This is a genomic window from Terrabacter sp. C0L_2, from assembly GCF_036352015.1.
Taxonomy (GTDB): domain Bacteria; phylum Actinomycetota; class Actinomycetes; order Actinomycetales; family Dermatophilaceae; genus Terrabacter; species Terrabacter tumescens.
On the sequence record NZ_CP143557.1, the window covers coordinates 1,353,238 to 1,379,550 of the forward strand.

Sequence of the window (26,313 nt, forward strand, 5' to 3'; positions counted from 1 at the left end):
GGTCGGAGGGCGCGGACGAGGGCACCGGGCCATCCTGCCGGACGAGCCCCGCCGCGCCCGGGTCGGTCCTACGCTGCAGGCATGCAGCTGCGCCCTGTCGACGAGGCCAACCCGGTCCAGCGATCGCTGCGCAGGCTGGTCGCATCGCGCCCCGGGGCCTGGGTGTCCAAGCGCGTGCTGCACCGGCTCGACGGGCTCGGGCATCGGCTCGCACCAGGTCGCACCCTGCCGAGCCAGTGGCTCGCCGCCGTCCCGGTCGGGATGCTGACGACGACCGGCGCCCGGTCGGGGCAGCCGCGCACCGTGCCGCTCATGCTCGCCCCGCTCGAGGACGGGTGGGGCGTCATCGCCTCGCACTACGGCTCCGAGCGACCGCCGGCGTGGTACTTCAACCTCCGCGCCCACCCGCGGGCCTCCCTCGAGGTCGACGGCGTCGTGCACCGGGTCCGGGCCGAGCAGGTGCAGGGCCCCGACAAGGAGCGGGTGCGCGAGGCGGCGCTGGAGTACTACCGCGGCTACACGGCCTACGAGGAGCGCGCCGGCGGCCGCGACCTCGGCTACTTCGTGCTGCACCCCGAGCGCGACTGACGCGCCCGGGGTGCAGGTGGTGCCGGCTGCTGACGTCGGCTCCTACTCCGGGTCGCCGTCGGCGAGCAGCCGGTAGAGCTTGCGTCGGGTCTCCGTGAGGATCTCAGCCGCCTCGGCGCGCTGCTGCGAGGTGCCGGTCGTGACGACCTGCCACATGCCGCCCATGACCTGGCCGACGAGCGGCATGAGGTCGTTCGCGCCGCCGGAGGGCCGGGGCGCCTCCTCCTCGGCCTGCTCCTCGAAGGGCCGCCAGGTGGCAGCCATCTCCTCGGCGTTCTCCTCGACGTAGGCGCGACCCGCATCGGTCAGGCGCAGCAGGCGCCGTCCGTCGACGTCGCGGCCCTCGACGAGGCCTTCGTCCTCGAGCTGCTGGACGGTGGGGTAGACCGAACCGGGGCTCGGCTTCCACGCGCCGCCGGTGCGCTCGGAGATCTGCTGGATGAGCTGGTAGCCGTTCATCTCGTCGCCCGCGAGGACATCGAGGATGGCGGCGCGGACGTCGCCGCGACGCGCGCGGGGCCCGCGGCGCGGGCCGCCGAAGTCGGGGCCGAAGCCGGGGCCGCCGAAGTGGCGGACGAGGTCGGTGACCCACGGGGGCGGACCGGGGCGGCCGCGGCCGCCGGGGCCGGGTCCTCCGGGACCGCCCCAGGGGCCTCGGCCGGGTCCGAAGCCGGGGCCGTTGCCCTGACCTCCCCAGCCGCCGCCCCAGCTGCCGTCCCAGCCGGACTCACGTCGGGTGTGGTGATGGTGGTGTCCGTGCATGGTGGTTCTCCTTCTACGAACGCGGCTCACGAACAGTCGCGATAGGTCGACGATATATCGCGACTGTTCGCTGTGCAAGGGACGGAAAAGTGGGTAAGCGCGGCCCGGGTGGACAGGTCACCCACCGCAGATCGTCACGATGGCGTCGTCTGTCACCGTCTAGCGATTCGGCTAGAACGTCGAAGACCGAAGAATTCGCAGGTCAGCGGGCCGGTAAAAACTCACACCCCGTTGAGGTACGGCGCAGGTTTCGTTAGCGTTCGACGACGGGGGCAGGCGAATCGCCCGTGAGGAGGACTTGACGTGGCGAGCACACAGGGGAGCGGCTCGGCGTCCCACGCCGGTGTGGATGCCAGACGAGCCGACGCAATCGCGAGGAGATCCATGAGCAACGTCCCGGCTGCACCGCTGGGCGAGAAGCGCACGGTCCGCATCCAGTGGGCCCCGTCAGCCGCACCGCGCATCCGCAAGGAGCTCGTCGAGGACCTCCTGTCCAGGGCGGTCACGCCCCAGGTGATCGACGAGGCCGAGATCGTGGTGAGCGAGCTCGTCGCCAACGCGATCCGCCACGCCCGCCCCCTGTCCGACGGCGCCATCCGGATCCACTGGAAGGTCAAGAACAACGTCGTCGAGGTCGAGGTGTCCGACGGAGGAGGCCCGACCGCGCCACGTCCGGCCCCGCCGACGACCTGGGCGCCGGGTGGCCGTGGCCTGCGCATCGTCCGTTCCCTCGCCCACGAGTGGGGCGTCATCGACGACCCCAACGGCCGCACCGTGTGGGCCTCGCTCGGCGGCCCGTCCCGCCGCCGCTCGCACTGAGCCGATCGGTCTGACGCCGCGGTGCGCCTCCCGGACCCGGCGCTCGTCGTCCTCGTCGGCGCCTCCGGCTCGGGCAAGTCGACGTGGGCCGCGTCGCGCTACCGCAACGCCGAGATCGTCTCGTCCGACGCTCTGCGCGAGGTCGTCGGCAGCGGCGAGCACGACCTCGACGCCTCCACCGACGCCTTCGCGCTCCTCGAGCAGGTCGTCGCCGCCCGCCTGGGCCGTCGCCTGACCACCGTCGTCGACACGCTCGGCACCGACGTGGCACGTCGCCGGGGCTGGCTGGCCGCCGCCCGTGCCGCCGGACTGCCGGCCGTCGTCGTCGTCCTCGACACCCCTGCTGGCGTATGCCGTTCGCGCAACTCGGCCCGGGACCGCCCGGTCCCTGCCCGCGTCCTCACGAGCCAGCTCGCCGCAGTCGCGTCGACGGTCGACCTGCTCGAGGGGGAGGGGTGGCACGTCGTCCGGGTCGCCCCGGACGACGTGCCGGACGACGTGCCGGACGACGTGCCGGACGACGTGCCGGACGACGTGCCGGCCGCCGCGGACGAGGACGAGGCCACCGCGAGGGCCACGACGTCGCCGGCCAAGGGCGCGGGCCTGCGCGGCGTCGTGCTCCAGCTCTCGCACTTCCCTGCCGAGGGCGACCTGCTCAGGTGGGTGCGCGACATGGCGGCCGCCGCCGAGGAGGCGGGGCTCGCCGGCATCGCCCTGATGGACCACCTCGTGCAGATCCCGCAGGTCGGCCGCGCGTGGGACCCGATCCCCGAGCCGTGGGTCACGCTCGGGGCGCTCGCGGCGTCGACGACGCGGCTGCAGCTCGGCACCCTCGTGACACCGGTGACGTTCCGGGCCCCGGGAGTCACGGCCAAGGCTGCGGCGACCCTCTCGGCGCTGACGGGTGGAAGGGCGTTCGTCGGGGTCGGTGCGGGCTGGTGGGAACGCGAGCACACGGCATACGGCCTCGGGTTCCCTTCTGCGAGAGAGCGACTCGACGCGCTCGAGCGGGGGATCGAGACGATGAAGGCGCTCTGGGCGCCCGGCACGAAGCCGTATGCCGGACGGTTGGTCTCGCTGCCCGAGACGACCTGCTACCCCCGCCCGGTCGGCGAGCTCCCGATCGTCGTCGGTGGCGGCGGCGACCGCACGCTGCGCATCGCCGCCCGGCTCGGCGACGGGTGCAACGTGCCGTCCGACGACGCCGGGCTGGCCAAGGTCGCCCGCTACCTCGAGCTCGTCGAGGAGGCGGGGCGCGACCGGGCCACGGTCCACGCGACGGTGCTCGACCTGCCCCTCGTCGGCCGCGACCGCGACGACGTCTGGTCCCGCGTCGAGCGGCACCGCGGACGCGTCGCCGCAGCCACCTTCGCCGCACGGCACCACGCCGGCACGCCGAGCGAGCACGCCGACCGGCTCGCGGGCCTCATCCGGCAGGGCGTCACGACCGCCTTCGTCGCCCCCGTCGGGCTTGAAGGCCCCGACGACGTGCTGGCCCTCGCCCCGCTCGCGACCGCGTTCGGCTGAGCCTGCCCCGGCCACTAGGGTGGCGCGCATGGGTAAGGCATCACGTCGACCGCGCGGCGAGCGCGCTGACCGTTCCGCACGTCCGCTTCCGGCCCCCTTCGTGGCGCGCCCCTTCGAGGGCCTGCCCAACGAGACCGACTGGGTCGCCATGCGCGAGATCGTCCCGGCCGCGACCGCGACGGTGCGCTTCGCCAAGGGCAAGGCGCCCGAGGGTGCGCCCGACGAGGTGACGATCGCGACGGTGCTCCCGCTCGCGTGGCCCGGCCTGCACCGCGAGGGCGGCGAGGTCGTCGTCGGCATCCAGTCCGGCAACGGCAGCGGCGACACGAGCCGCGACATCGCCCAGGCCATCGCGCTCGCGTCGGTCGCCGAGCCCGGCTCGCCGGTCGCGACGCTGCCCGTCTCGATGGCCGACACCGCGCGCCTGCAGGACATCCTCGACACCGACGCGCCCTTCGAGATGCAGCTGCACGAGGGCTTCGACTTCTGGGTCGCCGACGCCGACCTCGACGCCGACGGCAAGGAGTCGCTCGACCGCGCCAACGAGTCGGCCATCCCGACCGTCAAGCTCGACGCCGCGCCGTCCGCCTTCTGGTGCCGCATCGGCGAGCGCACGTACGTGCGCTGGGTGCTGCCCTTCGCCGAGGACGAGGCCACCAACGCCCTGGCGCGCCTGCACGCCGCCGGCGAGAGCCACCTCGGCGAGGACGGCCGCCTGCTCGGCTGCTTCCGCTCGAGCGGCCTGCTCATCCCGGTGTGGGAGGTCGACCCCGCCTCCGAGGCCGCCGACTTCGAGGACGCCGTCGCCGCCATGAAGACGAAGATCGACGCGGCCGCCGCTTCCACCGAGCCGCTCACCGCGGCCGAGCGCGGCGCCAAGGCCGGCCTGACCAACCGCCAGGTCACCCTGCGCTGAGAGGACGGGCGACGATGACGACGACCCCGCCGATGTCCGTCGCCGTCGTCATCCCGGCCAAGGACGAGTCGGCCCGCATCGCCGAGACGATCCGCGGGGTGCGCACCATCCCGGGCGTCTCCGCGGTCGTCGTCGTCGACGACGGGTCGACCGACGGCACCGCCGCCATCGCCGCCCGCGAGGGCGCCGAGGTGGTGCGCCACGCCCGCAACCACGGCAAGGCCGACGCGATGATGAGCGGGCTGGGGCGGGTCAACGGCCTGCGCCGCGTCGGGCGGCTCGACGACAGCACGTCGGTGCTCTTCGTCGACGCCGACCTCGAGGCGTCGGCCCAGGCCGTCGGCGCCCTCGTCGGCCCGGTCGCGCGCCGCGAGGCCGACCTCACCATCGCGACCCTGCCCCGGCAGCAGGGCAGCGCCGGTGGTCACGGCCTCGTCGTCGGCCTCGCCCGCCGCGGCATCGAGGAGCTGACCGGCTGGTCGCCGCAGCAGCCGCTCTCGGGCATGCGCTGCCTGTCACCGGCCGCCATCGAGGCGGCGACCCCCTTCGCGCGAGGGTGGGGCGTCGAGGTCGGCATGACGGTCGACGTGCTGGACGCCGGCCTGACGATCCGCGAGGTGCCCTGCGACCTGCAGCACCGGGTCACCGGCACCGACTGGCGCTCGCAGGTGCACCGTGCCGCCCAGTACCGCGACGTCGCCCTCGCGCTCGGGGTGCGCCGGCTGCGTCGGCGCCTCGGCGCCGACTGACCCCGGGCTGACCCGACGGCCGGGCCCCGTGGGTTCGTGGGCACTCGACCGGCGGGGCCGTGGGTTCGTGGGCACTTGATGGTCGAGTGCTCAGTTCTCGACGGGTGCGGCGGTGGGCTCGTGGGCACTCGACGGGGTCAGGGCTGGTCGGAGGTCCTGGCGGCTGTGGCGGCGGCTCGGGCGGCGTCGAGGTCGGCGCGGGTCAGGACGGAGCGGGTCTCGAGCCCTAGCTCGTGGAGCCGGTTGGCGCCAGGCTCGCTGCGGTCGATGGTGCACACGACGACCTCGACGGTGGCCCCCTGCTCGCGCAGCGCGACGGTCGCGTCCCGCGCGGCTCCGCCCGTCGTGACGATGTCCTCGACGAGCGTGATGCGGCGGCCGTCGACGTCGGCTCCCTCGGCGAGGCGGCGCGTGCCGTATGCCTTGGGTGCCTTGCGCACGAAGAGCGCGGGCAGGCCGGTCAGGCTGCTCATCATCGTCGCGATCGGGACGCCGCCCAGCTCCAGACCGCCGAGCAGCTCGGTGTCGGCGGGCACCAGGGGCACCATGGCCGCGGCGACGCGGCGCAGCAGCAGCGGGTCGGACTCGAAGAGGTACTTGTCGAAGTACTCCGTCACCACGGCCCCCGAGCGGACGACGAACTCGCCCTCGAGACGGCAGACCCGGTCCATGTCCCGCGCCAGCTCGGCGAGCACGTCGGGCTGCTCCATGGGTCGCTCCTCAGATGTGGTGGCGGTCGCGGCGGCGGCGGACCGGGGCCTTGCGCGCCTCGATGGCCAGGAAGTGCATGACGGCGGACACGACGAGCGGCACGGTGAAGATCGCCGCGACCGGCGGGATCGCGGCGCCAGAGTCGTTGGTGAGGAAACCGATGACGGCCATGACGATGATCGAGAGCAGGCCGCGCCGCATGAGCGGGGCCTCGTCGAGCAGGCGGCGGAGCGGCTCGGTGCCGAAGATGCCGGGGCGCAGCACGACCATGACCGCGAGGACCATGAGCACGACGACGATGACGAGCAGCACCGGCAGGTGGACCGCGAGGGAGACGTTGGCCCACAGCTTGCGCGACATGACGTCCCACGCGCCGCCGTCGATGACGGTCTGGAGGAACCGGCCCGGGTGAGAGCGCTCGGACTCGGGCCGGCGCCAGTCGAGGTAGCAGACGAGCCCGACGACGATGCCGGCGACGAGCAGCACGATGGACACGTTGCGCACGGACGTGCGCCAGCCCATGACGCCCATGAGGAGGAAGCCGAGGGCGGGCACGAGGGCGATGGGACCCCCGAAGTCCGCGCCCCACGCCGGCAGCACGTCGACGGCCAGGGCGACGCCGCCCACGACGACGACGGCGAAGACCGCGAGGCGCGGTGCGTCCCGCCTGACGAGCGCGTGCGCGAGGGCGGCGCAGAGCAGCAGGACGGCGGCGGCATACAACGCGAAGGCGACGTTGCCCATGCCGTAGAAGCGGCCGCCGACGAGCGGCTGGAGGCCGAAGATCGACGAGATCTGCAGGTGCGACCCGGTGAGCAGGTCGATGCCGATGACGCCCGCGGCGATGGCCGACATCGCCGACAGCGGGCCGAGCGCCGAGCTGCTCCACGGGCCCTTGAGGCTGGCGAGGGTGAGCGCGACGCTGATGACGAGCACGAGGACCATCAGCATCGCCACGAGCACGATCGTGTTGGTCGACCACCGCCACCACGGCACGAGGTTGGCGAGGAACGTCGCGGCCGGCATCGCGGCCGAGACGAGCCCGATGAGGCGGACCAGGCGCAGCACGCGGGCCCGGGTGAAGCGGCGGTTCCACGGGCGCGCGCGCCGGATGACGACCCACAGCACGAGCATCGCCAGGGCTGTGCCGACGAGCCAGATGAGCAGGAAGGGCGCGACGATGCGGTGCATCGCGTCGGCCTTGGTGTCGATGTCGGTGAGCACGGTCAGCTTGCTCGCGGCCGTGGACTCGCTGTTGTTGGCCGACGGGACGACGCTCAGGGCCCGCCCGCCGATGGCCGACGTCGGCTCGACGCCGCCGCGCTGGAGGATCGTCGCGGTGATGTCGGACAGCTGCGCGACCCCGGTCAGGCGCGTCGACGCCGAGGCGAGCAGACCCGGCCCGTAGTGCGGCCCGCTCGCCGTCAGCAGCCGCAGCCGCTCCTGCTGGTCGCGGTCGGCCAGGCCCGCGACGACGAGGTCGGCGCCGTTGGGCATCGCGTCCATGACGAGCTCGATGCGCCGCTCGATGCCGTTGATCTTCTCCAGGTGGCGGGTCGGGTTCGGGTCGGTCGCGTCGATGCCACCGACGTCGACGATGCTCACCGGGCACTGCGCGAGGTCGGAGACGAGCGTCGTCGCCTGGAAGGGGGAGTACTTCGCGACCTTGCCGTCGGAGGTGGCGGCCGCGAGGCCGGCGCCCGGCCCGATGGCCTGGATGCACGTCTTGCCCGCCGTGAAGCTGTCGCCGAGCAGGCCGAGCTGCGCCCGGAACTCGGCGTCGCGGGACGCCGTCGCCAGCGCGTCGAAGCCGATGACCCGGAAGCCGGTCGCTGCGCTCCCCGCGATCGACGGCAGGGGCGAGCACTGGGGGCGGGACTCGGCCGTGTCCGGACCGGCCGCCTCGCCCGCCGAGACCGTGGCCCAGCCGTCGGTGGGGCAGGTGGTCAGGCGCAGGCTCTTGACCGACACCGAGGCGGCCGACCCGTCGCGGAGCAGCCCCCACAGGATGGGGGTGTCCTCGGCGGAGACGTCGTCCCAGGAGAGGCCGCCGAGCCCGACGACGACGAGAGACTCACCCGGCTGGGGCTGCGTCGTGGGCGGGACGGGGACGGTGGTGCGCCCCACGTAGGCGAGCGTGAGCGCGGCCACCATCACCAGGAGCAGGACGACGAGCGTCTTGACGGGGTGGCGGCGGATCACGGGGGACAGACTACAAACCGGGGCTGTCCGTGGGCGCCGCGGTCACGGGCTGGAATCGAAGGGCTGGGCGGCACCCGCACGGCTACCCTTGCCGATCGTGGACGCCTCGACGCTGACGACCCTGGCCATCGCGGCCGTCGTCGTCGCGCTGCTCGCCCTCGTCCTCGCCGTCGGCGCCCAGCTGCGTCTCGCGGGTGTGCGGCGCGACTTCGCGGCGCTCGACGACGACGGCCAGACCGACATCGCCCGCGTCGCCGCCACCCAGAACCACCGCATCGACCGGCTGACGGCCGAGCTGACGAGGCTGCGCGAGCACGTCGAGAGCGCCGAGGAGGACGTGCGCCAGAGCCTGCGCAACGTCGCGGTCGTGCGCTACGACGCGTTCGGCGACATGGGCGGCCGGCTCTCCTTCTCCGCCGCCATCGTCGACGACCTCGGCGACGGCATCGTGCTCAGCTCGATCCACGCCCGCGGGGAGTCCCGCACCTACGCCAAGGGCATCGTCGGCGGCCGGTCGAGCATCACCCTGACCCCCGAGGAGCAGCAGGCGCTCGCCTCGGCCACCGGCCTGCCCGACCGCACGAAGGACGCGTCGTGACCCCACCCCGCACCCCGGACCAGCTGCACCGCTTCGGCTACCTCGGTCCGCGCGGCACCTTCACCCAGATGGCCCTCGACGCGTGGGACGCGGCCGAGGGCCGGGAGCAAGTGCCCTTCGGGTCGGTCGACGCCGCGCTGTCGGCCCTGCGCGCCGGCGACATCGACGCGGCCATGGTGCCCATCGAGAACTCCGTCGAGGGCGGGGTCTCCGCGACGCTCGACTCGCTGGCGACGGGCGAGCCGCTCGTCGTCATCGGCGAGGTGCTCGTGCCGATCACCTTCGTGCTCTGCGCGAGGCCGGGTATGCCGTTGGCCGACGTCCGCACGGTCGGCACCCACTCGCACGCGTGGGCCCAGGTCCGCGGCTGGATGGGCCGCAACCTCCCCGACGCGGCCTACGTCCCGACGCTGTCTACGGCCGCGAGCGCAGCCGCGCTGGCCCAGCCGGGTGACGTGATGTTCGACGCCGGAGTGTGCGCGCCCGTCGCCGCGCGCAACGAGGGGCTCGAGGTGCTCGCCGAGGACATCGGCGACAACGCCTCGGCGGTCACGCGCTTCGTCCTCGTCGCCCGTCCCGGCACGCTCCCCGAGCCGACCGGCGCCGACAAGACGACCGTCGTGCTCTTCCAGCGCGACGACCACGCGGGCGGCCTGCTCGAGCTGCTCGAGCAGTTCGCGGTCCGCGGCGTCAACATGACCCGCCTCGAGTCGCGACCGACCGGCGAGGCCATGGGCTCGTACTGCTTCTCCATCGACTTCGAGGGGCACGTCCTCGATGCCCGCGTCGGCGAGACCCTGATGGGCCTGCGGCGGGTCTGCGCCGAGGTGCGCTTCCTCGGGTCCTACCCCCGCGCCGACGGCGGCCGGCCTGACGCGCGGCCCGGCACCGCCGACGAGGACTTCGACCGGGCGCGCGCCTGGCTCGACGACCTGCGCGCCTGAGAGCGCACCGGCACGGACGGTGCCGGGTCAGCCGATCGTCGCGCCCATCTTGAGCAGGAAGAGCGTCTCCTCGCCGACGACGCCGTCGTCACCGACGCGGTTGGCCTGCTGGAAGCGCTGGACGACCTTCTTCGTCTGGGCGCCGAAGCTGCCGTCGATCGTGATGGTGCCGCCCGCCGCCCGCAGCGCACGCTGGAGCGTCACGACGTCGGGGCCCTTGGCGCCGACCTTGAGCGTGCCGTCGCCGAGGGAGCGCGAGATGAGCAGCACCCACATGCCGGCGTCGATACGACCCGGCTTGGGCGCCGGCCCCTCGAAGCTCGCCTCGACCTTCTTGACGGCCGCTCGCGTCTGGGCGCCGTAGACGCCGTCGACGACGACCGGGCCGTAGTCGCCGTCGTTGAGGAAGCACTGCAGGGCGCGCACGGCCGGGCCCTTCGCGCCGGGCTGGAGGACGGGGTATGCCGGGAGCGTCCGCTCGCACGAGCCCGCGACGCTCCCCGGGTCGGCGGCCGTCGCCTGCGGGGTGGGCGGCGCGGTCGTCGTCGTGGCCGGAGCGGTCAGCGTCGGCTTGGTCGGGGTGAGCGGGTCGGCCGTCACCGTCGGGATCGGGCCGTCGGTCGCCTTCGGGTCGGTGGGGCCCGGGTCGACCGCGCTGACCGCCGAGGCGGTGACCGACGGGGTCGACGGCTCCTCGGTGGAGGTGCGTGCGGCGCCGCTGGTGCAGGCGGTCAGGGTGAGGCCCAGGACGAGAGCCGTTGCCGCAGAGACGAACCCACCTCTTCGGCTGCCACTGTCGCGAACGCGCGTGCTGACCTGCATCTGACTCCCCTGAGCTCACGTGGCGGGCCCTGACGACCGCTCACGTTGGTGAAGTATGCGCCGACGCGAGCGAGCGCGCGAGCGCGACGCGCGGCACGGCATACGCCCGCTCGTCCCTGTGCGCCGGCGCCGCGCACCGACGGGCAGGGGAGGGGGCGCCGGTGCTGCCAGGCCCGACGCCCCACGGACGGGACTGCCCCCTGGTAGTCCCGAACCCCTGCGAGGTCACCGGGCCAGCTGCCCCTCCGCAGCGCCCCGTAGCAGCCCGGTGACCGTTCCCCCTGCCCACCCAGAGTCGGCGGCCGGCGCCCTGATACGTCCTCGGACGAACATTTTTCGGCGAAGTTCTCGACGGTCCGACCGCGACCGATGTATCAGGAAACCGAGTACGCACACTCAGTCGGGTGTAAGGGTCTTTCCAACACCATCCGCCGCTCCACCACCAGCAGGAGGCAGTCGATGTCAGAGTCGGGTCCCGACGCCCCCCAGGGCGCGAACGACGACAGCGCGGCCGGCGGTTCCCGCCGGGCCGAACGCCCGCCCGTCCGCGCCCTCGACCCGGCCACGGCGATGCGCCTGACCGACGGTCGGACGCCGCTGCCCGCGCTCTACCTCTCGGAGCGGCTGCTCGTGCGCACCGTCACGAGCGGGGGCAAGCCGCGCGGTCTCACCGACCTGCGCACCTCGCTCGAGAAGTACGACCTCGACTACCGGCTCACGCCGCGGCCCGACGGCTCGACGCGTGACCTCGAGGGCTCCACCTGGGGCACGAGCATCACGCTGACCCCGAAGCGGTCGATCGACCCCGTCGACGCGTGGAGCGTGCTCCAGCGGCTGCGCGCCGACCACGACCCGATCGCCGACCAGTTGAGCCTCGAGCACGTGCTCCGGCCGGCCGACGGCTACTGGGGCGGGGTCGGCGGCTACTGGGGTGGCGTGGGTGGCTACTGGGGCGGCGTCGGGGGCTACTGGGGTGGCGTGGGTGGCTACTGGGGCGGCGTCGGGGGGACCGCGCTGCAGGAGTACTCCGTGCCGGGCCGCGGAGGTCGTATGCCGGTGGCGCTGGCCCTGCCCGACCCGCGGCTGCGTGCCCGCTCCCTCGACCGCCCGCCCGTCGTCGTGCTGCCCGACACCGCCATCGCCCCGCACCAGTGGTTCAAGGCGGACTCGGGCATCGTTCGGATGAAGCTCGAGGGCGGCCGGCTCGTGCCGCTCCTGACGTCGCCGGGAGGTCCACCGATCTCGGGGGCGCCGGCCCCGGCCGAGCCGGTGGGCCTGCTGCAGGGGCACGCGACGTTCATCGCCGGGCTCGTGCGCCAGGGCTGCCCCGAGGCCACGATCCTGTCGATCCCCGTCATGGACGACGACGGCATCGTCGACGAGAGCGTCATGCTCGACGTCCTGCAGGCGCTGCTCGACCGGCACGTGCACGGGCAGGAGCACAACGACCCCTCGGAGGTCGTCGACGTGCTGTCGCTCTCGCTCGGCTACTACGCGGAGGACAGCAAGTACCTCTCCGGCCCCGTCGCCGACCTGCTCGACCGGCTCGCCGAGCGCGGCGTCCTCGTCACCGCCGGCGTCGGCAACGACGGCACCGACGCCCCGTTCGTGCCCGCGGCGCTCGCGGCCGCACCACCGAAGCGGATCACCCCCACGGCCGTGCCTCCGCTCGCGAGCGTCGGGGCGACCAACCCTGACGGCACGACCGTCGCCCTCTTCTCCAACAACCTCAGCGTCGTCAGCGCCGTCCGGTCCGGTGTCTCCGTCGTCAGCACCATGCCGCTCACCAACGGCATGGGCCAGCCGTCGGCCGAGGTCAGCAAGGACGGGACCGTGCGCTGCACCGTCGACCCCGACGACTACACCGGCGGCTTCGGGATCTGGAGCGGCACCTCGTTCGCGACCCCGGTCTTCGCCGCCGAGCTCGCGGCCGAGCTCATCACCATCTCGAAGGGCGACCTGACCGACGTCTCCGCCCGCGCCATGCGCAGCCGCGCCATCCGCGCGCTGCGCACCTGCACCGGAAGGACGCGGTCATGACCCCGACCCCCACCGCCCCCGACGGTCTCGGGACGCTCGCCGGACGGGCGTTCGCCGCCTACCGTGCCGGTGAGCGCGAGCGGCTCTCCGAGCTTGTCGACCTCGTGACGCCCGTGCTGTGGAACGCCGCGCGGTCGCAGGGCGGCGCGCCGGCCATGTGCGAGGACGCCGTCCAGACGGCCTTCCTCCAGCTCGTCGACCGGGCCGACTCGATCCAGGAGCCGGCAGCGGTGCTTGGCTGGCTCGTCGTCGTCGTCAAGCGCGAGGTCTGGCGCCTCGCGCGGGGCGCCCGGCGCGAGTTCGGCGTCGACGAGGTGCCCGAGGCTCCGGCCCAGCAGCTCGACCCCGAGGCCCAGTCGATCCTCTCCGAGCGCCAGCGCGTGCTCTGGAAGCACGTCTCCACCCTCTCCCCGCGGTGCCAGGAGCTGCTCCGGGTCATCGCGTTCGCCGACCGCCCCGACTACGCCGCCATCGCGGAGTCGCTGGGCATGCCCGTCGGCAGCATCGGCCCGACCCGCGGCCGCTGCCTCCAGAAGCTGAGGACCACCCTCGGCACCGATCCCGGATGGGCGGTCTGACATGACATCTCACACTGACGCCATCGATGCCCGCGACATCGCCAACCTGGGCCACGTGCGTGACCTGTTCGCCCACGCCGACCCCGTGCCGAGCGACCTCGCCGAGCGGGTCAAGTTCGCCATCACCGTGCACGCCCTGCACGCCGAGGTCGCCGAGCTCATGGACTCCGCCCTGCTGACGACGCGCGGCGCCGAGGCCAAGGTCGAGCCCACGCCCACCGAGTCCGTCACCTTCACCGCCGCCTCGATGAGCCTCATGGTCACCGCGGCACCGATGGACTCCGACGAGACCGAGGACCGCGTGCGCGTCGACGGCTGGGTGACCACGCCCGGCGCCCGCGTCGAGGCCGTGACGAGCGAGGGCAGCAGCTCGGTGATTTCGGATGCGAACGGCCGCTTCGTTCTGGATGATCTACCCCATGGGCCGGTCCACTTCGTCGTGACCGACCCGGGCAACGACGACACGCGACCGGTCATCACCCCCACGATCCAGATCTGACGATCCCGACACCCGTGGTGACCGGCCCTGAGCGAGAGGCCGGGCGGCAGCCATCGATCTGCTCGAGAGTGCACGCACCCTGCGCGAGCAGGGCGCCGCGGACAACGTGGCCGGCCGGCCCGTCGACGCGGCGCGCTCGCTGACCGCGGCGCTGGACGAGATCGACCGGGCCGGCGCGGCGCCCTCGCGCGAGCGGCTCGAGCTGCGCTGCAAGACGTTGATCACCCTGGCCCTGACGGAGTTCATGCTCTCCGGCGTCGAGGCGGCGTCGGCGCGGCTCGCCGAGGCCGAGGAGGTCGTGGACGACCTCGGCGACGACCGGCTCCGGGCGCGCCTGGACTACCAGCGCGCCAACATCCACGGGCGCGTCGGTGACCTCGCCTCGGCGTGGGACGGCATCGAGGGCGCCGTGCGCCGGCTCGACGCCTTCACCGAGCCCGAGCAGTGCTCGGTCCACCTGAGCCGCGGGATGCTCGCCTTCGAGCTGCTGCGTCCGCAGGAGGCCCTCGAGTCCTTCGCCGAGGCGGCCCGGCTCGCGCACGCCCTGGGCGGTCCCGCGCAGGAGTTCATGGCCCGCCACAACGAGGGGTATGCCGCCTACCTCCTCGGCGACATCCCGCGCTCGCTCGCCGGCATGGCCCGCGCCGAGGAGCTCGAGTCCGACGTCTTCACCGGGCCGGCGCGCCTCGACCGGGCCCAGGTCCTGCTCGAGGCCGGCCTCGTCAAGGAGGCCGTCGAGGCCCTGCATGCCGGGCTCGAGTCCCTCGAGGGAGACGGGCACGACCAGATGCGGGCCGAGTTCGAGCTCGCACTGGCACGCGCCCACCGGCTCCTCGGGCACCTCGACCTCGCGGCAGGGGCGGCGGCGTCGGCGCGCGAGACGTACGGCCGCATCGGGGCGACCGCGTGGGCCGCCAAGGCGATGCTCGTCGAGCTGCTCGTCGACCTCGACCGGCAGCGTCGGACGCGCCGGACGCGCCAGGCGCAGGAGGACGGGACGCCCGAGTCCGACCTGGTCCGCCGCGTCGTGGGCGTCGGTGACGCCACCGTGGCGCTCGCGGCAGCCGCGACCGCCGACGAGCTCACCGAGATCGCGACGGAGCTCGGGGACCCCGAGCTGGCCGACAGCGCCCGGGTCGTGGCCGCGCAGGCGCTGCTGCTCGCCGGTGACGCGGCCGGCGCCAACACCCGGCTGCTGAGCCTCGAGCGGGTCTCGACCGGGTCGCTGTCCGACGAGCTCGACGCGGCGGTCGTCACGGCGATGACGCTCGTGGCCACCGGTGACCTGGCTCCGGCGCGGCGCATCCTCGTGCGGGCGTCCCGTCGCCTCGCCGCGGGCCAGCAGGGCAGCGCGAGCCTCGACCTGCGCACGGCCCGTGCCGTCCACGGCGCCCGGCTCTCTGAGCTCGACCTCGAGCTCGCGGTCCCGCGCGGCAGCTCCTCCGTGCTCGAAGCGCTCGAGCGCTGGCGCAGTGCCACCGACCGGCTGCCGTCGCTCGGCCGGCCCGACGACGAACAGCTCGCCCAGCTCACCGAGCAGCTGCGTGCCGTGCGCGGCCATCTCCGCGGCGAGAGCGACCCCGCCCAGCTGCGCGAGCTGCACGACCATGCCTCGCGCCTCGAGCGCCAGATCCGCGACCGTGACTGGGCGCTGAGCCGCAGCGGCGGCTCGGCGCAGACCGTGCCCGTGCGCGTGCGCGAGGCCCGTGAGCACCTGCGGCAGGTCGACCGCGACCTCGTGTGGTTCTTCCGGCACCAGGGGCGCATCGGCGCGGTGGGGGTGATCGGCGGCCGGGCGATGATGCGCGACCTCGTGGCCGCCGACCGCGCGGCAGAGCTCGCCCAGCGCATCCGCGTGGACCTGCGCACCGCTGCCACCCACCACCTCGGTCCGCTCGCCGGAGCCGTCTGGTCCTCGCTCCGGGCCAGCGCGACCGAGCTCGACGACGTCCTGCTGCGGCCGTGGCGCTCGAGCCGCGGCCTCGTCGTCGTGACCTGCCCCGAGCTCTCGGCCCTGCCGTGGGCGCTGCTGCCCTCGATGTCCGGGCGGCCGTTCACCGTGGCGCTGTCGCTGACGTCCTTCGCGCGGCGGGGGGCGCCGCGTCCGGGCGCACCCGCTCCCCCAGACGGGCCAGGTGCGCCCGGCGTGCACGTCAGCGTCGGCCCGTCCGTGCCTCGGGCCTCGAGCGAGGGCCGCACCATCGTCGGGACCTGGGGCGCACGGGCCCGGCTCGCCGAGCCCTCCCGGCGCGACGAGCTCGTCGGAGCCCTCGCCCGGCCCGGCGTCGTCCACGTCGCCGCCCACGGCACGCACCAGCTCGAGTCGCCGCTCTTCTCCTCGCTCATGCTCCACGACGGACCCGTCTTCGCCCACGAGCTGCAGCCGACCGGCGTGCGCGCCGACCACGTCGTGCTGTCGGCGTGCGAGGTGGGTCTCGCCTCGGCGAGGCCCGGCCACGAGTCCCTGGGGCTCGCGCTGTCGCTGCTCTCGCTCGGGGCCCGATCGGTCGTCGCGGCGGTCTCACCGGTGCCGGACGACGTGGCCGCGACGACGATGACCCGCCACCACGAGCTGCTCGCCTCGGGGCTTCCGAGCGACGAGGCGCTGGCCAGAGCGGTCGCCGAGACCGAGGACGTGGCCGCAGCCTTCCTCAACATCGGCGGCCAGCACCGCCCCTGACCCCGGCCCCAACCCGGGCTCTCTCACCGAACGCAGCGTTCGGTCCCGAACTCACTGTTAGAACACTGAGTTCGAGACTGAACGCTGCGTTCAGTCGGGGAAACCGGGGTCGGGGATCGCCGCGACGGAGTGTCAGGCGGCCTTGCGGTACGCCTTGGTCTCGCGGCGCTTGCGCAGCGCCATGGCCAGGGCGATCTTGCGGGCGTCGATCGACAGCTCGCGGAGCATGCCGGAGATCGGGTTGGTGTAGCCGGTGAACCACAGCCCCTTGGCGCCGCGCGCGGTGCGGCCGCCCCGCTCGACCGGGCGGCCCTTCTCGTCGAGCACGCCGAGGTGGCCGAGGAGCGGCTCGAGGCCCTGACCGTAGCCGGTGGCGAGGACGACGAGGTCCGGCTGGATCCGGCTGCCGTCGGCGAGCACGACGCTGTCACCGTCGAACTCACGCACCGCGACGACGGGCTCGACCGTCCCGGACCGGATCGCGTCGATGATGCCGACGTCCTGCACCGGGATCGCGTTGTCGCGCTCGACACGGGTCAGCAGTCCGGTGGTCGGGCGTGGCAGTCCGTGGGCGGAGAGGTCGGGCGTCTGGAGGCGCTCCACGATCGGGGCGACGCGGTCGACGAGGGCGGTGGGCAGGTGCCGCACGGCGATGCCGGTGTACTGCGCGGCATACGGCCCCGTGTTGCGGCGCAGGATGTGCGGCACGGTGCGGACGGACAGGCGCACCCGCGCTGCCCCGTGCTCGACGAGGTCGACGGCGAGCTCGGTGCCGGTGTTGCCCGAGCCCACGACGAGCACGTCCTTGCCCGCGTGGGAGGCGCCGTTGCGGTAGTCGCGCGCCAGCACGACGTCACCTGAATAGCCCTGCAGCCCAGGCACATCCGGCTCACGTGGCGTGTGGTTGAAGCCCGTCGCCACCACGGCGTAGGGGGCAGTGAGGGTCGACCCGTCGGCGAGCGTCAGGGTCCACGAGGCCCCGTCGGCCGAGCGGTCGATGCGGCTCACCTCCGTGCCCAGGCGCACGTCGAGACGGTGGTGGGCGGCATACAGCTCGAGATAGCGCACGACGTCGTCGCGCGAGACCCAGCGCCCCATCTCCTTGGGGATCGGGAAGCCCGGGAGGCCGGACAGCTCGCGGGGCGTGTGCAGGTGCAGGCGGTCGTAGTGGCCGCGCCACGACGTGCCGACGCCGGTGCTGCGCTCGAGGACGACGGCGTGCAGGCCACGCGCCTTCAGGGCGGCGGCCGTGGCCAGCCCGCCCGGGCCGGCACCGATGATGTATGCGTCGACCGGGACGCTGCGCTGGGTCACCGGGACAACGTAGCGGCCCACCCTCGACAGTTCTCGGGAAACCGTGGCCCGACCACCGCTCGGGCAGCATGCTGGACGGGTGACCCCTGACCCGGTCGCGACCCCCTCCGGGGAGTCGGGTGCCGCCCCGAACATGTTCACGCGGGAGCGGATCGGTGAGGGCGGCGCGGCCCGCGTCGCCACCCTCGTCGCGCTGCTCGACGCGCAGGAGCAGCAGCCGGCCGTCCGGCGCCTGCGGGACTGGGCGTTCGAGGCCCTCGCGCCGCAGCCGGGGGAGTCGGTCGTCGACGTCGGGGCCGGCACCGGCACCGAGCTGCGCCGCCTCGCCCAGGCCGTCGCCCCCAACGGCCGCGCCGTGGGCGTCGAGCCGAACCCCGGGCTGCGCGAGGAGGCGGCGAAGCGGGCCGCCCTGATGGGGTCCGCGGCGACCTTCGTCGACGGCGACGCGGCCGACCTGCCCTTCGCCGACGGCGCCGTGCACGTGCTCCGGTGCGAGCGCGTCTTCCAGCACCTCGCCGACCCGCAGGCCGCGGCCCACGAGTTCGCCCGCGTCCTCGCGCCGGACGGGCGGGTGGCGGTCCTCGACAGCGACTGGGGCACCGTCATCAGCCACCCCGGCGACCCCGACCTCGTGCGCCGCTACACCGAGGCCAACCAGCGGCGCATGCCCAACCCCTTCTCGGCCCGGCAACTCCCGGCCCAGCTGCGGACCGCAGGCCTGGTCGTCGACCACGACATCGGCTCGGCCGCGCTGATCATGCCGCCGCGCGCCCTGCTCGGCAGCGGCGTCGTGCACCGCAACGCCGACGCGGCGGTCGAGGAGGGCGCGCTGACCCGCGAGGAGGCCGACGAGCTCCTCGCCGACGCGATGGCCGCCGCCCGCAACGGCACGGCCTTCTTCTCGGTGACGATGTATGCCGTCATCGCCCGCAAGCCCGACCGTGGCCTCGGGTCGTCGGCCGGCTGACCCACCGCGCCCGACCTCCCAGCGCAGCGCCCCCTCAGCGCCGCCCCTCCCCACCCTCCGAGCCGACGTGCTCGTCCAGCCACTCGGTGAGGGGCCGCACGGCCCGCCACGTGTCGCGCACCGTCGTGAGCGCGCGTCGCGTCGACAGCCAGGCCGGGGCGCCGAAGTCGCGGGTGACCATGAGCTCCTTGTGACGCAGCGTCGCGATGCGAGGGTGGTCGACGGCATACCCCCGCGGTGCCGTCTTGACCTGCTCGCCGAGCAGCTCGAAACCCTTGCCGCGCAGGGCGGCCAGGATCGCCTCGAGCTCGAGCCCGCTCGACGGGGCGTCGACGGCGGCGCGGAAGCGGGCCGTCTGTGCGGTGCTCGCGGCGCGGAAGCCACCTCCGGCGCGTAGCCCGTCCGCGCTCACCTGGACGTAGTAGCCGAGGACCGTCCCCGAACCGACGAGCGCGCCCTGGTGGGTCTTGTAGGGCGACTTGTCGGCGCTGAAGCGCACGTCCCGGTTGGGGCGGAAGAGCTTCGCCTCGCCGAACTCCTCCTCGAGCCCGTCGAGCAGGGCGAGCATCGGCTCACGCACGTCGCGCTCGTAGACCTCCTTGTGGGCGAGCCACCAGTCGCGGGAGTTGCGGTCCTCGAGCTCGGCGTAGAAGGACAGGGCGCCGGGCGGGAAGCCGGTGAAGGTCGGCGGGGCCGGTGCCGTCGGGGGAGTGCTCATGTGGCGACTCTGACATCCCGACGGACTTGTTAGGCAAGCCTTGCCTGTGCTTTCCTGATTTCAGTCACGTGAGTGTGGCGTAATTCCTGCAAGCAACCTGAGAGAAGGCACCGTGCTCGCGAGCAACGCGCTCATCGGCCTCCGGGAGGGGCTCGAGGCCGCCCTCGTGGTGGTCATCCTCGTGGCCTTCCTCGTCAAGACCGACCGCCGCTGGGCGCTGCGCCACGTGTGGACCGGCGTCGGCGTGGCCGTCGCGCTCTCGGTCGCCCTCGGTGCGCTGCTCACCTACGGCACGAAGCAGCTGACCTTCGAGGCCCAGGAGCTCATCGGCGGCACCGCCTCGATCATCGCGGTCGTCTTCGTCACCTTCATGGTCTTCTGGATGAAGTCCGCCTCGCGCACCATCTCGGGCGAGCTCAAGGGCAAGCTCGACAAGGCGCTCGACATGGGTCCCTTCGCCATCGCGCTCGTCGCCTTCCTCGGCGTCGGCCGCGAGGGCCTCGAGACGGCGATCTTCTTCTACGCCACGACCGAGGCCGCCGGCCAGGGCAACAACCAGCCGCTCATCGGCTGGGTCATCGGCCTCGGCGGCGCGGTCCTGCTCGGCTGGCTCATCTACCGCGGCGCCGTGAAGATCAACCTCACGAAGTTCTTCCGCTGGACCGGCATCCTGCTCGTGCTCGTCGCGGCCGGCATCCTCGCCTACGGCATCCACGACCTGCAGGAGGCCGGCTTCCTCCCGGGCCTCACGGCCCTTGCCTTCGACGTCAGCGCGACCGTCGACCCGGGCAGCTGGTACGCCACCCTGCTCAAGGGCATCTTCAACTTCACGCCGGCCACCACGGTGCTCCAGGCGATCGCCTGGGTGCTCTACGTCGGCATCGTCCTGACGCTCTTCCTGCGCCCGGCTCGCACGGCGCCGCAGGCCCCGGCCGTGACCCCCTCGAGCGACGCGCGTCCCACCGTCGCCGCCTGAGCAGGTCTCGCCCCCGACGCTCCTCACTCGCCGAACCCCTCCAGGAGAACCCCCATGCCCCGCCCTGCCCTGCGCCCTGCCCTGCGCGTCGCGCCCGTCGCGGTGTCCCTCGCCGCCGCGCTCGCCCTCGCCGGCTGCGCCGACAAGCCCGCCACCACGGCCGGCTCGACCGCGGCCGGTGCCGGCGGCCCGATCACGGTCAACGCGACCGACACCGCGTGCACGCTGAGCACCACGACCGCCAAGGCCGGCACCGTGACCTTCAAGGTCACCAACTCGGGCAGCAAGGTCAACGAGTTCTACCTCTACGCCGAGGGCGACCGCATCGTCTCCGAGGTCGAGAACATCACGCCCGGCCTGAGTCGCGAGCTCAAGGTCGAGCTCACCGAGCCCGGCACGTTCACGACGTCGTGCAAGCCCGGCATGGTCGGCGACGGCATCCGCGGCACCTTCACCGTGACGGGCACGGCCGCCAAGGGCAGCACCGACGCCAAGGTCGCCAAGGCCATCGCGGACTACAAGGCGTTCGTCGCCTCCGAGGCCGACGAGTTCGTCGAGAACACCAAGGGTTTCGTCGCCGCGGTCAAGGCCGGCGACGTCGTGAAGGCCAAGTCGCTCTACGCCCAGGCGCGCCACCCGTGGGAGGCCATCGAGCCCGTCGCCGAGAGCTTCGGCGACCTCGACCCCAAGATCGACGGCCGTGAGGACGTCATCGCCGACGGCATGGCCTTCACCGGCTACCACCGCCTCGAGAAGGACCTCTGGAAGGACGGCCTCCAGAAGGACTCCGGTGCGATCGCCGACCAGCTCCTCGCCGACGTCACCGAGATCGCCGCGAAGAGCAAGACCGTCGAGCCGACCGCCCTGTCCATCGCGAACGGCGCCAAGGCCCTGCTCGACGAGGTCGCGACCGGCAAGATCACCGGCGAGGAGGAGCGCTACTCGCACACCGACCTCTGGGACTTCGACGGCAACCTTGAGGGCTCGCGCCAGGCGCTCGCCGCGCTGCGCCCGGTCATCGCCGAGAGGGACCCTGCCCTGCAGAAGGCCCTCGACGCCGACTTCACCGAGCTGTCCGGCTTGCTCGCCAAGCACAAGGCCGGCGCCGACTACAAGAGCTACACCGCGCTGACCGCTGCGGACCTCAAGGAGCTGACCGTCTCGCTCGACGCGCTCTCGGAGCAGGTGTCGAAGGTCCCCGGGGTCGTGGAGGCCAAGTGACCGACGAGGGTCTGAGCCGCCGCCGGCTCCTCGGCGTCTCCGGGACGACGGCCGTCGCCGGCGTGGTCGCGGGCGTTGCGGGGTCGTATGCAGTGTCGCGCGGTGACGCCGCCGCCGCGGCAGGTGCCCCGTCGTCCACGACGTCCGGCGCGCGGGCGCTCGACGCCGCGATCCCGTTCCGCGGCGAGCACCAGGCCGGCATCGTGACGCCGGCCCAGGACCGGCTCCACTTCGTCGCGCTCGACGTCGTGACGAAGGACCGCGAGCAGCTGCGCCGGCTGCTCGAGGACTGGACCCGGGCGGCCGAGCGGATGACGGCCGGCGCCGAGGCCGCTCCTGGCGGCCTGGTCGGTGGCGGCCCCAACCGGGCACCCGAGGACACCGGCGAGGCGTACGGCCTGCCGGCATCCGGCCTGACGATCACGATCGGCTACGGCCCGTCGCTCTTCGACGACCGCTTCGGCCTCGCGTCGAAGCGGCCGGCCGCGCTGCAGGACCTCCCCGCCTTCACCGGCGACCAGCTCGACCCGCGCCGCACCGGCGGCGACCTCTGCATCCAGGCCTGCGCCAACGACCCGCAGGTCGCGGTCCACGCCGTGCGCAACCTCGTCCGGCTCGGCTTCGGGGTCGTCGCGGTGCGCTGGTCGCAGCTCGGCTTCGGCCGCACGTCCTCGACCTCGACGGCGCAGGCGACGCCCCGCAACATGTTCGGCTTCAAGGACGGCACCAACAACCTCAAGGCCGAGGAGCCCGAGAGCCTCGCGCAGCACGTGTGGGTCGCCGACGCCGACGACACGGGTGGCGGCGCCTGGATGGCCGGCGGCTCCTACCTCGTCGTGCGCCGCATCCGCATGCACATCGAGGTCTGGGACCGGACGAGCCTGCAGGAGCAGGAGGACGTCATCGGCCGGGACAAGAAGGAGGGCGCCCCGCTCGGCGCCGCCAAGGAGTTCGACCGGCCCGACTTCGCGAAGAAGGGGCCCGACGGCGCGCCCTCGATCCCCATGACCGCGCACGTGCGCCTGGCCCACGAGAGCCAGCTCGGCGGCATACGCCTGCTGCGTCGCGGCTACAACTTCACCGACGGCTCCGACGGTGTCGGCCACCTCGACGCGGGCCTCTTCTTCATCGCGTACATGCGCGACCCCGGCAAGCAGTTCGTCCCGATGCAGCGGGCGCTCGCCAAGGCCGACGGGCTCAACGAGTACATCGAGCACAACGGGTCGGCCGTCTTCGCGTGCCCACCAGGCCTGAAGGACGGGGAGCACTGGGGTCAGGCGCTGTTCGGCTGACACCGAGCCGAACGCGCTACAGGCTGACGCGGACCGTGAGGCAGCCGGGACGCACGGTCGCGCTGACCTCGCTGGCCTCACCGATGACGTCGCCGTCGATCTGCACCGGCACGGGACGGTCGGTGCGGACGCGGATCTCCTTGCACGTCTTGTGGTCCAGCGTCGGGTGACCCTTGCGCTGACGCGTCGCGACCCGGGTCGCGACGGGCACCCAGCCGACGACACCGCGCGGCGACGCGATGACGGTGTCGAGCTGGCCGTCGTCGACGCGGGCGTTGGGCATGAGCACGAGCCCGCCGAGCAGCCGCCCGCAGTTGCCGATGACGACCATCCGCGCGCGACGGCGGAACTCGAGCTCGTCGTCGACCTTGACGGCGATGCGGAACTCCGGCGAGACGAGGTGCTTGAGGCCCGAGACCATGTAGGCCGGCCAGCCCACCTTGGCCTTGAGGTTCTCGTTGGTGCCGGCCATGATCTGCGCGTCCATGCCGACCCCGCTCATGACGAGGAAGTAGTGCGTCTCGGGGTCGCCGGACTCGTCGGGGGCGTCGTCCATCGGCGCCGCCCCGATGACGAGCTCGCCGACGTCGATGCGCCGGTTGCGGCCCGTGAGGGCGACGGCGACGGCCGCCTCGAGGGCGACGGGCAGGTCGAGGTTGCGAGCGAGCAGGTTGCCGGTGCCGGCGGGCAGGATGCCGAGGGCCGTCTCGGTGCCGACGAGCGCGCTCGCGACGTTGCGCACCGTGCCGTCGCCGCCGAGGGTGCAGACGATGTCGGCGCCGTCCCGGACGGCCTGCGCGGCCTGACCCTGGCCCGGATCCTCGACCGTCGTCTCGTAGAAGAGCGGCTCGCCCCAGCCGTTCGCCAGGCACGCGGCCGTGATGCGGTCGCGCACGGCCGGCACGTCGGCGTACTTCGTCGGGTTGACGACGACGCCCGCGCGCTTGAGCGGTGCCGGCGCCTCGTCCCCGTTGCGGAAGTGGTCACGTGGAGGGCGCGGGCGGCGACGACGCGTCGCCGCGACCTCGGGCACGACGCGGGTCAGGACGAGGCCCCCGATGACCAGCGCCAGCACGACGAGGCCGGCGATGATCCACGGCAGATAGTCCTTGAGCACGAAGACATACGCTATCCCGCTGGCCGGGCGCTCCCCGAATCGCCGAGGCCACGTGGCCCCGCGGCCCTAGGCTGGCCGCATGAGCGAGCCCGTCACCGACCCCGGCCCGTCGACGCCGGACGACGCGGACTGGACGTGGGTGCTGACGCGCCCGTGCCCCGACTGCGGCTTCGACGCCGCGGCCACCGACCCTGCCGCCGTCCCCGGGATCCTCCGCGACGCTGCGCGGTCGTATGCCGTCGCGCTGGGTCGCGAGGACGTGCGCACCCGCCCGGCCGAGGGGGTCTGGTCACCGCTCGAGTACGCCTGCCACGTCCGTGACGTCTGTGACGTCATGCGGCGCCGACTCGAGCAGATCCTCGCGGGCGAGGGCTCTCTCGTGCAGTTCGCGAACTGGGACCAGGACGAGACCGCCGTCGAGGCGCAGTACTGGCGCTCCGATCCGGACGTCGTGGCGCGCGAGCTCGGCGACGCGTTCGAGAGGGCGGCGACGGCATACGCCCTCCCGTCGGGTACGCAGTGGGAGTGGCCGGCCCTGCGTAGCAACGGCTCCCAGTTCACGGCCCGCACCCTTGCGCTCTACTTCGTCCACGACATCCACCACCACCTCTGGGACGTGACCTCTTGACCCTGCCCATCGACGTGCCCCTCCACCTGCCCGAAGCACGAACGCCCGACCCGCACGACGCACCGGCCATCCGCTGGGGGATCCTCGCGCCCGGCGGCATCGCGCACACCTTCGCCGACGCCGTCGCGGTCGGCACCGCGTCGTCGGTCGTCGCCGTCGGCTCGCGCAGCCGCGAGCGCGCCCAGGACTTCGCGGACGAGTTCGCGATCCCGCGGGCGTACGGCTCCTACGAGGAGCTCGTCGCCGACCCGGAGGTCGACGCGGTCTACGTCGCGTCGCCGCACTCCGAGCACCGCGACCACGCGCTGCTCGCCATCGAGGCAGGCAAGCCGGTGCTCGTGGAGAAGGCGTTCACCCGCAGCGCCGCCGAGGCCCGCGAGGTCCTCGCCGCCGCGGACGAGCGGGGACTGCTCGTCGTCGAGGCGATGTGGAGCCGGTTCCTGCCGCACTACGACGTCGTGCGCCACGTCGTCGAGACGGGCCTCATCGGCGAGCTCGTCACGGTCTTCGCCGACCACGGTCAGCGGCTCTACCCCGACGGGCCGGCCCGGCTCTCGCAGCCCGAGCTCGCCGGAGGCGCGCTGCTCGACCTCGGCGTCTATCCCGTCTCGTTCGCCGACATGGTGCTCGGGGCGCCCGCATCCGTGTCGGCGCACGGCACGCTGACCGACCTCGGCGTCGACGCCACGACGACCGTCACGGTGGCGGGTGCCGGCGGCGCGCACGGCGTGCTGTCGTGCACGATGGCCGGCGTGACGCCGTGCAGCGCCGTCGTCGCGGGCACCGAGGCGCGCCTCGAGCTGTCCGGCACGTTCTACGCCCCCGGCTCGAGCATCCGGCTCGTCAACCGGCACAACGAGGTCGTCGACGAGCGCGTCGGAGGCCTCACCGACGACGTGCGCGGCTTCTCCTACGAGGCGGCCGAGTTCGCGCGCTGCCTCATCGCCGGCGAGACCGAGTCGCCGATCCTGCCGCACGCGACGACGCTGCGCGTCATGGAGACGATGGACGCCGTGCGCCGCCAGGTCGGGGTCGTCTACCCCGGCGAGTGACACGTTCTCCCTGGGTCTGGCGCAGCCCGGGCATCACCCTGCTGAGGTGATGCCCGGGCTGGCGCCGGCGGCGAGGATCGAGTGTCATGACGACGACGACATCGTTGACCACGCCGCAGGCCGACCTCGTCCGTGAGACCGAGCCCGCGCGGCTCGCCGAGCTGACCGAGGACGAGCTCATCGAGCTGCACCAGAGGGTGCGTCGGGCCCGCAACAAGCACGTGGGCCTCTACCGCCGGCAGGCCAGCGCCCGCGTCCCGGCCAAGGGGGCCCGCGGTGCCGCGCGACCAGCCAACCGGCTCAACGCCGACCGCGCCGAGGTCTTCGAGCTGGCGCTCGCCCGGGTCAGCGCACGGCTCGGAGTCGTCGCCCGGGCGGCCGCCGCGGAGCTCAAGGCCGAGCGCCTCGCCGCGGCCCGCGAGGTCAAGGCGGGGACGGGTCCGGGCTCGGTGGCGTCCGTCGCGGGGTCGGGGTCGGTGCCTTCCGCGAAGCGGCGTGCCACCAAGACGACCGGCGGCCTGAAGCGCGACGCCTCGTCGCAGTCGCAGGGCGCGCGCCGCCAGGCCCGCAAGGACTCCCGCTGAGGGGAGGCG

Annotated in this window: 25 protein-coding genes; 18 read left to right on the forward strand and 7 right to left on the reverse strand. The window is 73.5% G+C overall.

The genetic code is table 11. The annotated features are described in order from the left end of the window. Nucleotides 1-81: 81 nt before the first annotated feature. Nucleotides 82-588 (forward strand): nitroreductase/quinone reductase family protein, encoded by a 507-nt coding sequence (locus tag U5C87_RS06320; RefSeq protein ID WP_330475771.1) that lies wholly within the window; start codon nt 82-84, stop codon nt 586-588. A gap of 42 nt (nt 589-630) precedes the next feature. On the opposite strand, the gene U5C87_RS06325 is transcribed toward U5C87_RS06320, so the two are convergent. Continuing rightward, nucleotides 631-1,350, reverse strand: a complete 720-nt coding sequence (locus U5C87_RS06325) for a PadR family transcriptional regulator (RefSeq protein ID WP_330475772.1) — start codon at nt 1,348-1,350, stop codon at nt 631-633. A gap of 384 nt (nt 1,351-1,734) precedes the next feature. Between U5C87_RS06325 and U5C87_RS06330 the strand changes: the two genes are divergently transcribed. The 4 genes from U5C87_RS06330 to U5C87_RS06345 are packed head-to-tail and all read left to right on the forward strand — an operon-like array spanning nt 1,735 to nt 5,361. Beyond that, entirely contained in the window at nt 1,735-2,169 is a 435-nt protein-coding gene (locus tag U5C87_RS06330) for an ATP-binding protein (RefSeq protein ID WP_330475773.1), read from the forward strand. 21 nt (nt 2,170-2,190) lie between these two features. Beyond that, on the forward strand, nt 2,191-3,696 hold the full coding sequence (locus U5C87_RS06335; protein ID WP_330475774.1) for an LLM class flavin-dependent oxidoreductase: 1,506 nt from the start codon (nt 2,191-2,193) through the stop codon (nt 3,694-3,696). A gap of 28 nt (nt 3,697-3,724) precedes the next feature. Further along, nucleotides 3,725-4,612: a DUF5926 family protein gene (locus U5C87_RS06340; protein ID WP_330475775.1), complete on the forward strand. Its 888-nt coding sequence runs from the start codon at nt 3,725-3,727 to the stop codon at nt 4,610-4,612. A gap of 14 nt (nt 4,613-4,626) precedes the next feature. Then, on the forward strand, nt 4,627-5,361 hold the full coding sequence (locus U5C87_RS06345) for a glycosyltransferase family 2 protein (protein ID WP_330475776.1): 735 nt from the start codon (nt 4,627-4,629) through the stop codon (nt 5,359-5,361). A gap of 137 nt (nt 5,362-5,498) precedes the next feature. Here the strand turns inward: U5C87_RS06345 and U5C87_RS06350 are convergent, their stop codons facing one another. Both U5C87_RS06350 and U5C87_RS06355 read right to left on the reverse strand, forming a co-directional pair. Continuing rightward, nucleotides 5,499-6,071: an orotate phosphoribosyltransferase gene (locus tag U5C87_RS06350; protein WP_330475777.1), complete on the reverse strand. Its 573-nt coding sequence runs from the start codon at nt 6,069-6,071 to the stop codon at nt 5,499-5,501. A gap of 10 nt (nt 6,072-6,081) precedes the next feature. Further along, nucleotides 6,082-8,274, reverse strand: a complete 2,193-nt coding sequence (locus tag U5C87_RS06355; protein WP_330475778.1) for a hypothetical protein — start codon at nt 8,272-8,274, stop codon at nt 6,082-6,084. Between the two features lie 97 nt (nt 8,275-8,371). On the opposite strand from U5C87_RS06355, the gene U5C87_RS06360 reads away from it, so the two are divergent. Together U5C87_RS06360 and pheA are read left to right on the forward strand one after the other, a co-directional pair. Next, complete coding sequence (locus U5C87_RS06360) at nt 8,372-8,872, forward strand: DUF4446 family protein (RefSeq protein ID WP_330475779.1); 501 nt, start codon at nt 8,372-8,374, stop codon at nt 8,870-8,872. Nucleotides 8,873-8,940: 68 nt separating this feature from the next. Next, nucleotides 8,941-9,816, forward strand: coding sequence for a prephenate dehydratase (pheA, locus tag U5C87_RS06365; protein WP_443082125.1), 876 nt, complete (start codon nt 8,941-8,943; stop codon nt 9,814-9,816). 27 nt (nt 9,817-9,843) lie between these two features. On the opposite strand, the gene U5C87_RS06370 is transcribed toward pheA, so the two are convergent. Next, nucleotides 9,844-10,638: a peptidoglycan-binding domain-containing protein gene (locus U5C87_RS06370; RefSeq protein ID WP_330475781.1), complete on the reverse strand. Its 795-nt coding sequence runs from the start codon at nt 10,636-10,638 to the stop codon at nt 9,844-9,846. Between the two features lie 459 nt (nt 10,639-11,097). On the opposite strand from U5C87_RS06370, the gene U5C87_RS06375 reads away from it, so the two are divergent. The 4 genes from U5C87_RS06375 (at nt 11,098) to U5C87_RS06390 (ending at nt 16,435) form a co-directional block, all read left to right on the forward strand. Beyond that, complete coding sequence (locus U5C87_RS06375) at nt 11,098-12,678, forward strand: S8/S53 family peptidase (RefSeq protein ID WP_330475782.1); 1,581 nt, start codon at nt 11,098-11,100, stop codon at nt 12,676-12,678. Next, nucleotides 12,675-13,256: an RNA polymerase sigma factor gene (locus tag U5C87_RS06380; RefSeq protein WP_030202604.1), complete on the forward strand. Its 582-nt coding sequence runs from the start codon at nt 12,675-12,677 to the stop codon at nt 13,254-13,256. The genes U5C87_RS06375 and U5C87_RS06380 overlap by 4 nt, the downstream gene beginning before the upstream one ends. Nucleotide 13,257: 1 nt before the next feature. Continuing rightward, nucleotides 13,258-13,755, forward strand: coding sequence for a hypothetical protein (locus U5C87_RS06385; protein WP_330475783.1), 498 nt, complete (start codon nt 13,258-13,260; stop codon nt 13,753-13,755). A gap of 106 nt (nt 13,756-13,861) precedes the next feature. Then, nucleotides 13,862-16,435 (forward strand): CHAT domain-containing protein, encoded by a 2,574-nt coding sequence (locus U5C87_RS06390; protein ID WP_330475784.1) that lies wholly within the window; start codon nt 13,862-13,864, stop codon nt 16,433-16,435. Between the two features lie 132 nt (nt 16,436-16,567). Here the strand turns inward: U5C87_RS06390 and U5C87_RS06395 are convergent, their stop codons facing one another. Then, nucleotides 16,568-17,749, reverse strand: coding sequence for a flavin-containing monooxygenase (locus U5C87_RS06395; RefSeq protein ID WP_330475785.1), 1,182 nt, complete (start codon nt 17,747-17,749; stop codon nt 16,568-16,570). A 79-nt stretch (nt 17,750-17,828) separates the two neighbouring features. On the opposite strand from U5C87_RS06395, the gene U5C87_RS06400 reads away from it, so the two are divergent. Beyond that, the gene (locus U5C87_RS06400; protein WP_330475786.1) at nt 17,829-18,716 is read left to right on the forward strand and encodes a methyltransferase domain-containing protein; all 888 of its coding nucleotides are present in this window, start codon (nt 17,829-17,831) and stop codon (nt 18,714-18,716) included. 34 nt (nt 18,717-18,750) lie between these two features. On the opposite strand, the gene U5C87_RS06405 is transcribed toward U5C87_RS06400, so the two are convergent. Beyond that, a complete protein-coding gene (locus U5C87_RS06405; RefSeq protein ID WP_330475787.1) occupies nt 18,751-19,434 on the reverse strand; it encodes a DUF2461 domain-containing protein in 684 nt (227 codons plus the stop codon). A 112-nt stretch (nt 19,435-19,546) separates the two neighbouring features. Here U5C87_RS06405 and efeU point away from each other — a divergent pair, with 112 nt between their 5' ends. The 3 genes from efeU to efeB are packed head-to-tail and all read left to right on the forward strand — an operon-like array spanning nt 19,547 to nt 22,923. Beyond that, nucleotides 19,547-20,410 carry an iron uptake transporter permease EfeU gene (efeU, locus tag U5C87_RS06410; RefSeq protein ID WP_330475788.1) on the forward strand — a complete coding sequence of 288 codons (864 nt, stop codon included), beginning with the start codon at nt 19,547-19,549 and terminating at the stop codon, nt 20,408-20,410. Between the two features lie 54 nt (nt 20,411-20,464). Then, complete coding sequence (efeO, locus tag U5C87_RS06415) at nt 20,465-21,631, forward strand: iron uptake system protein EfeO (protein ID WP_330475789.1); 1,167 nt, start codon at nt 20,465-20,467, stop codon at nt 21,629-21,631. Next, entirely contained in the window at nt 21,628-22,923 is a 1,296-nt protein-coding gene (gene efeB / locus U5C87_RS06420) for an iron uptake transporter deferrochelatase/peroxidase subunit (protein WP_330475790.1), read from the forward strand. Before efeO ends, efeB begins: the two co-directional genes overlap by 4 nt. Before the next feature lie 16 nt (nt 22,924-22,939). Here efeB and U5C87_RS06425 read toward each other — a convergent pair whose 3' ends face one another. Continuing rightward, on the reverse strand, nt 22,940-24,040 hold the full coding sequence (locus U5C87_RS06425) for a diacylglycerol/lipid kinase family protein (RefSeq protein WP_330475791.1): 1,101 nt from the start codon (nt 24,038-24,040) through the stop codon (nt 22,940-22,942). 79 nt (nt 24,041-24,119) lie between these two features. On the opposite strand from U5C87_RS06425, the gene U5C87_RS06430 reads away from it, so the two are divergent. From U5C87_RS06430 to U5C87_RS06440, 3 genes are all read left to right on the forward strand, one after another. Then, the gene (locus U5C87_RS06430; RefSeq protein WP_330475792.1) at nt 24,120-24,668 is read left to right on the forward strand and encodes a DinB family protein; all 549 of its coding nucleotides are present in this window, start codon (nt 24,120-24,122) and stop codon (nt 24,666-24,668) included. Beyond that, nucleotides 24,665-25,720: a Gfo/Idh/MocA family protein gene (locus U5C87_RS06435; RefSeq protein WP_330475793.1), complete on the forward strand. Its 1,056-nt coding sequence runs from the start codon at nt 24,665-24,667 to the stop codon at nt 25,718-25,720. The genes U5C87_RS06430 and U5C87_RS06435 overlap by 4 nt, the downstream gene beginning before the upstream one ends. Before the next feature lie 86 nt (nt 25,721-25,806). Further along, on the forward strand, nt 25,807-26,304 hold the full coding sequence (locus tag U5C87_RS06440) for a hypothetical protein (protein ID WP_330475794.1): 498 nt from the start codon (nt 25,807-25,809) through the stop codon (nt 26,302-26,304). Nucleotides 26,305-26,313 lie beyond the last annotated feature (9 nt).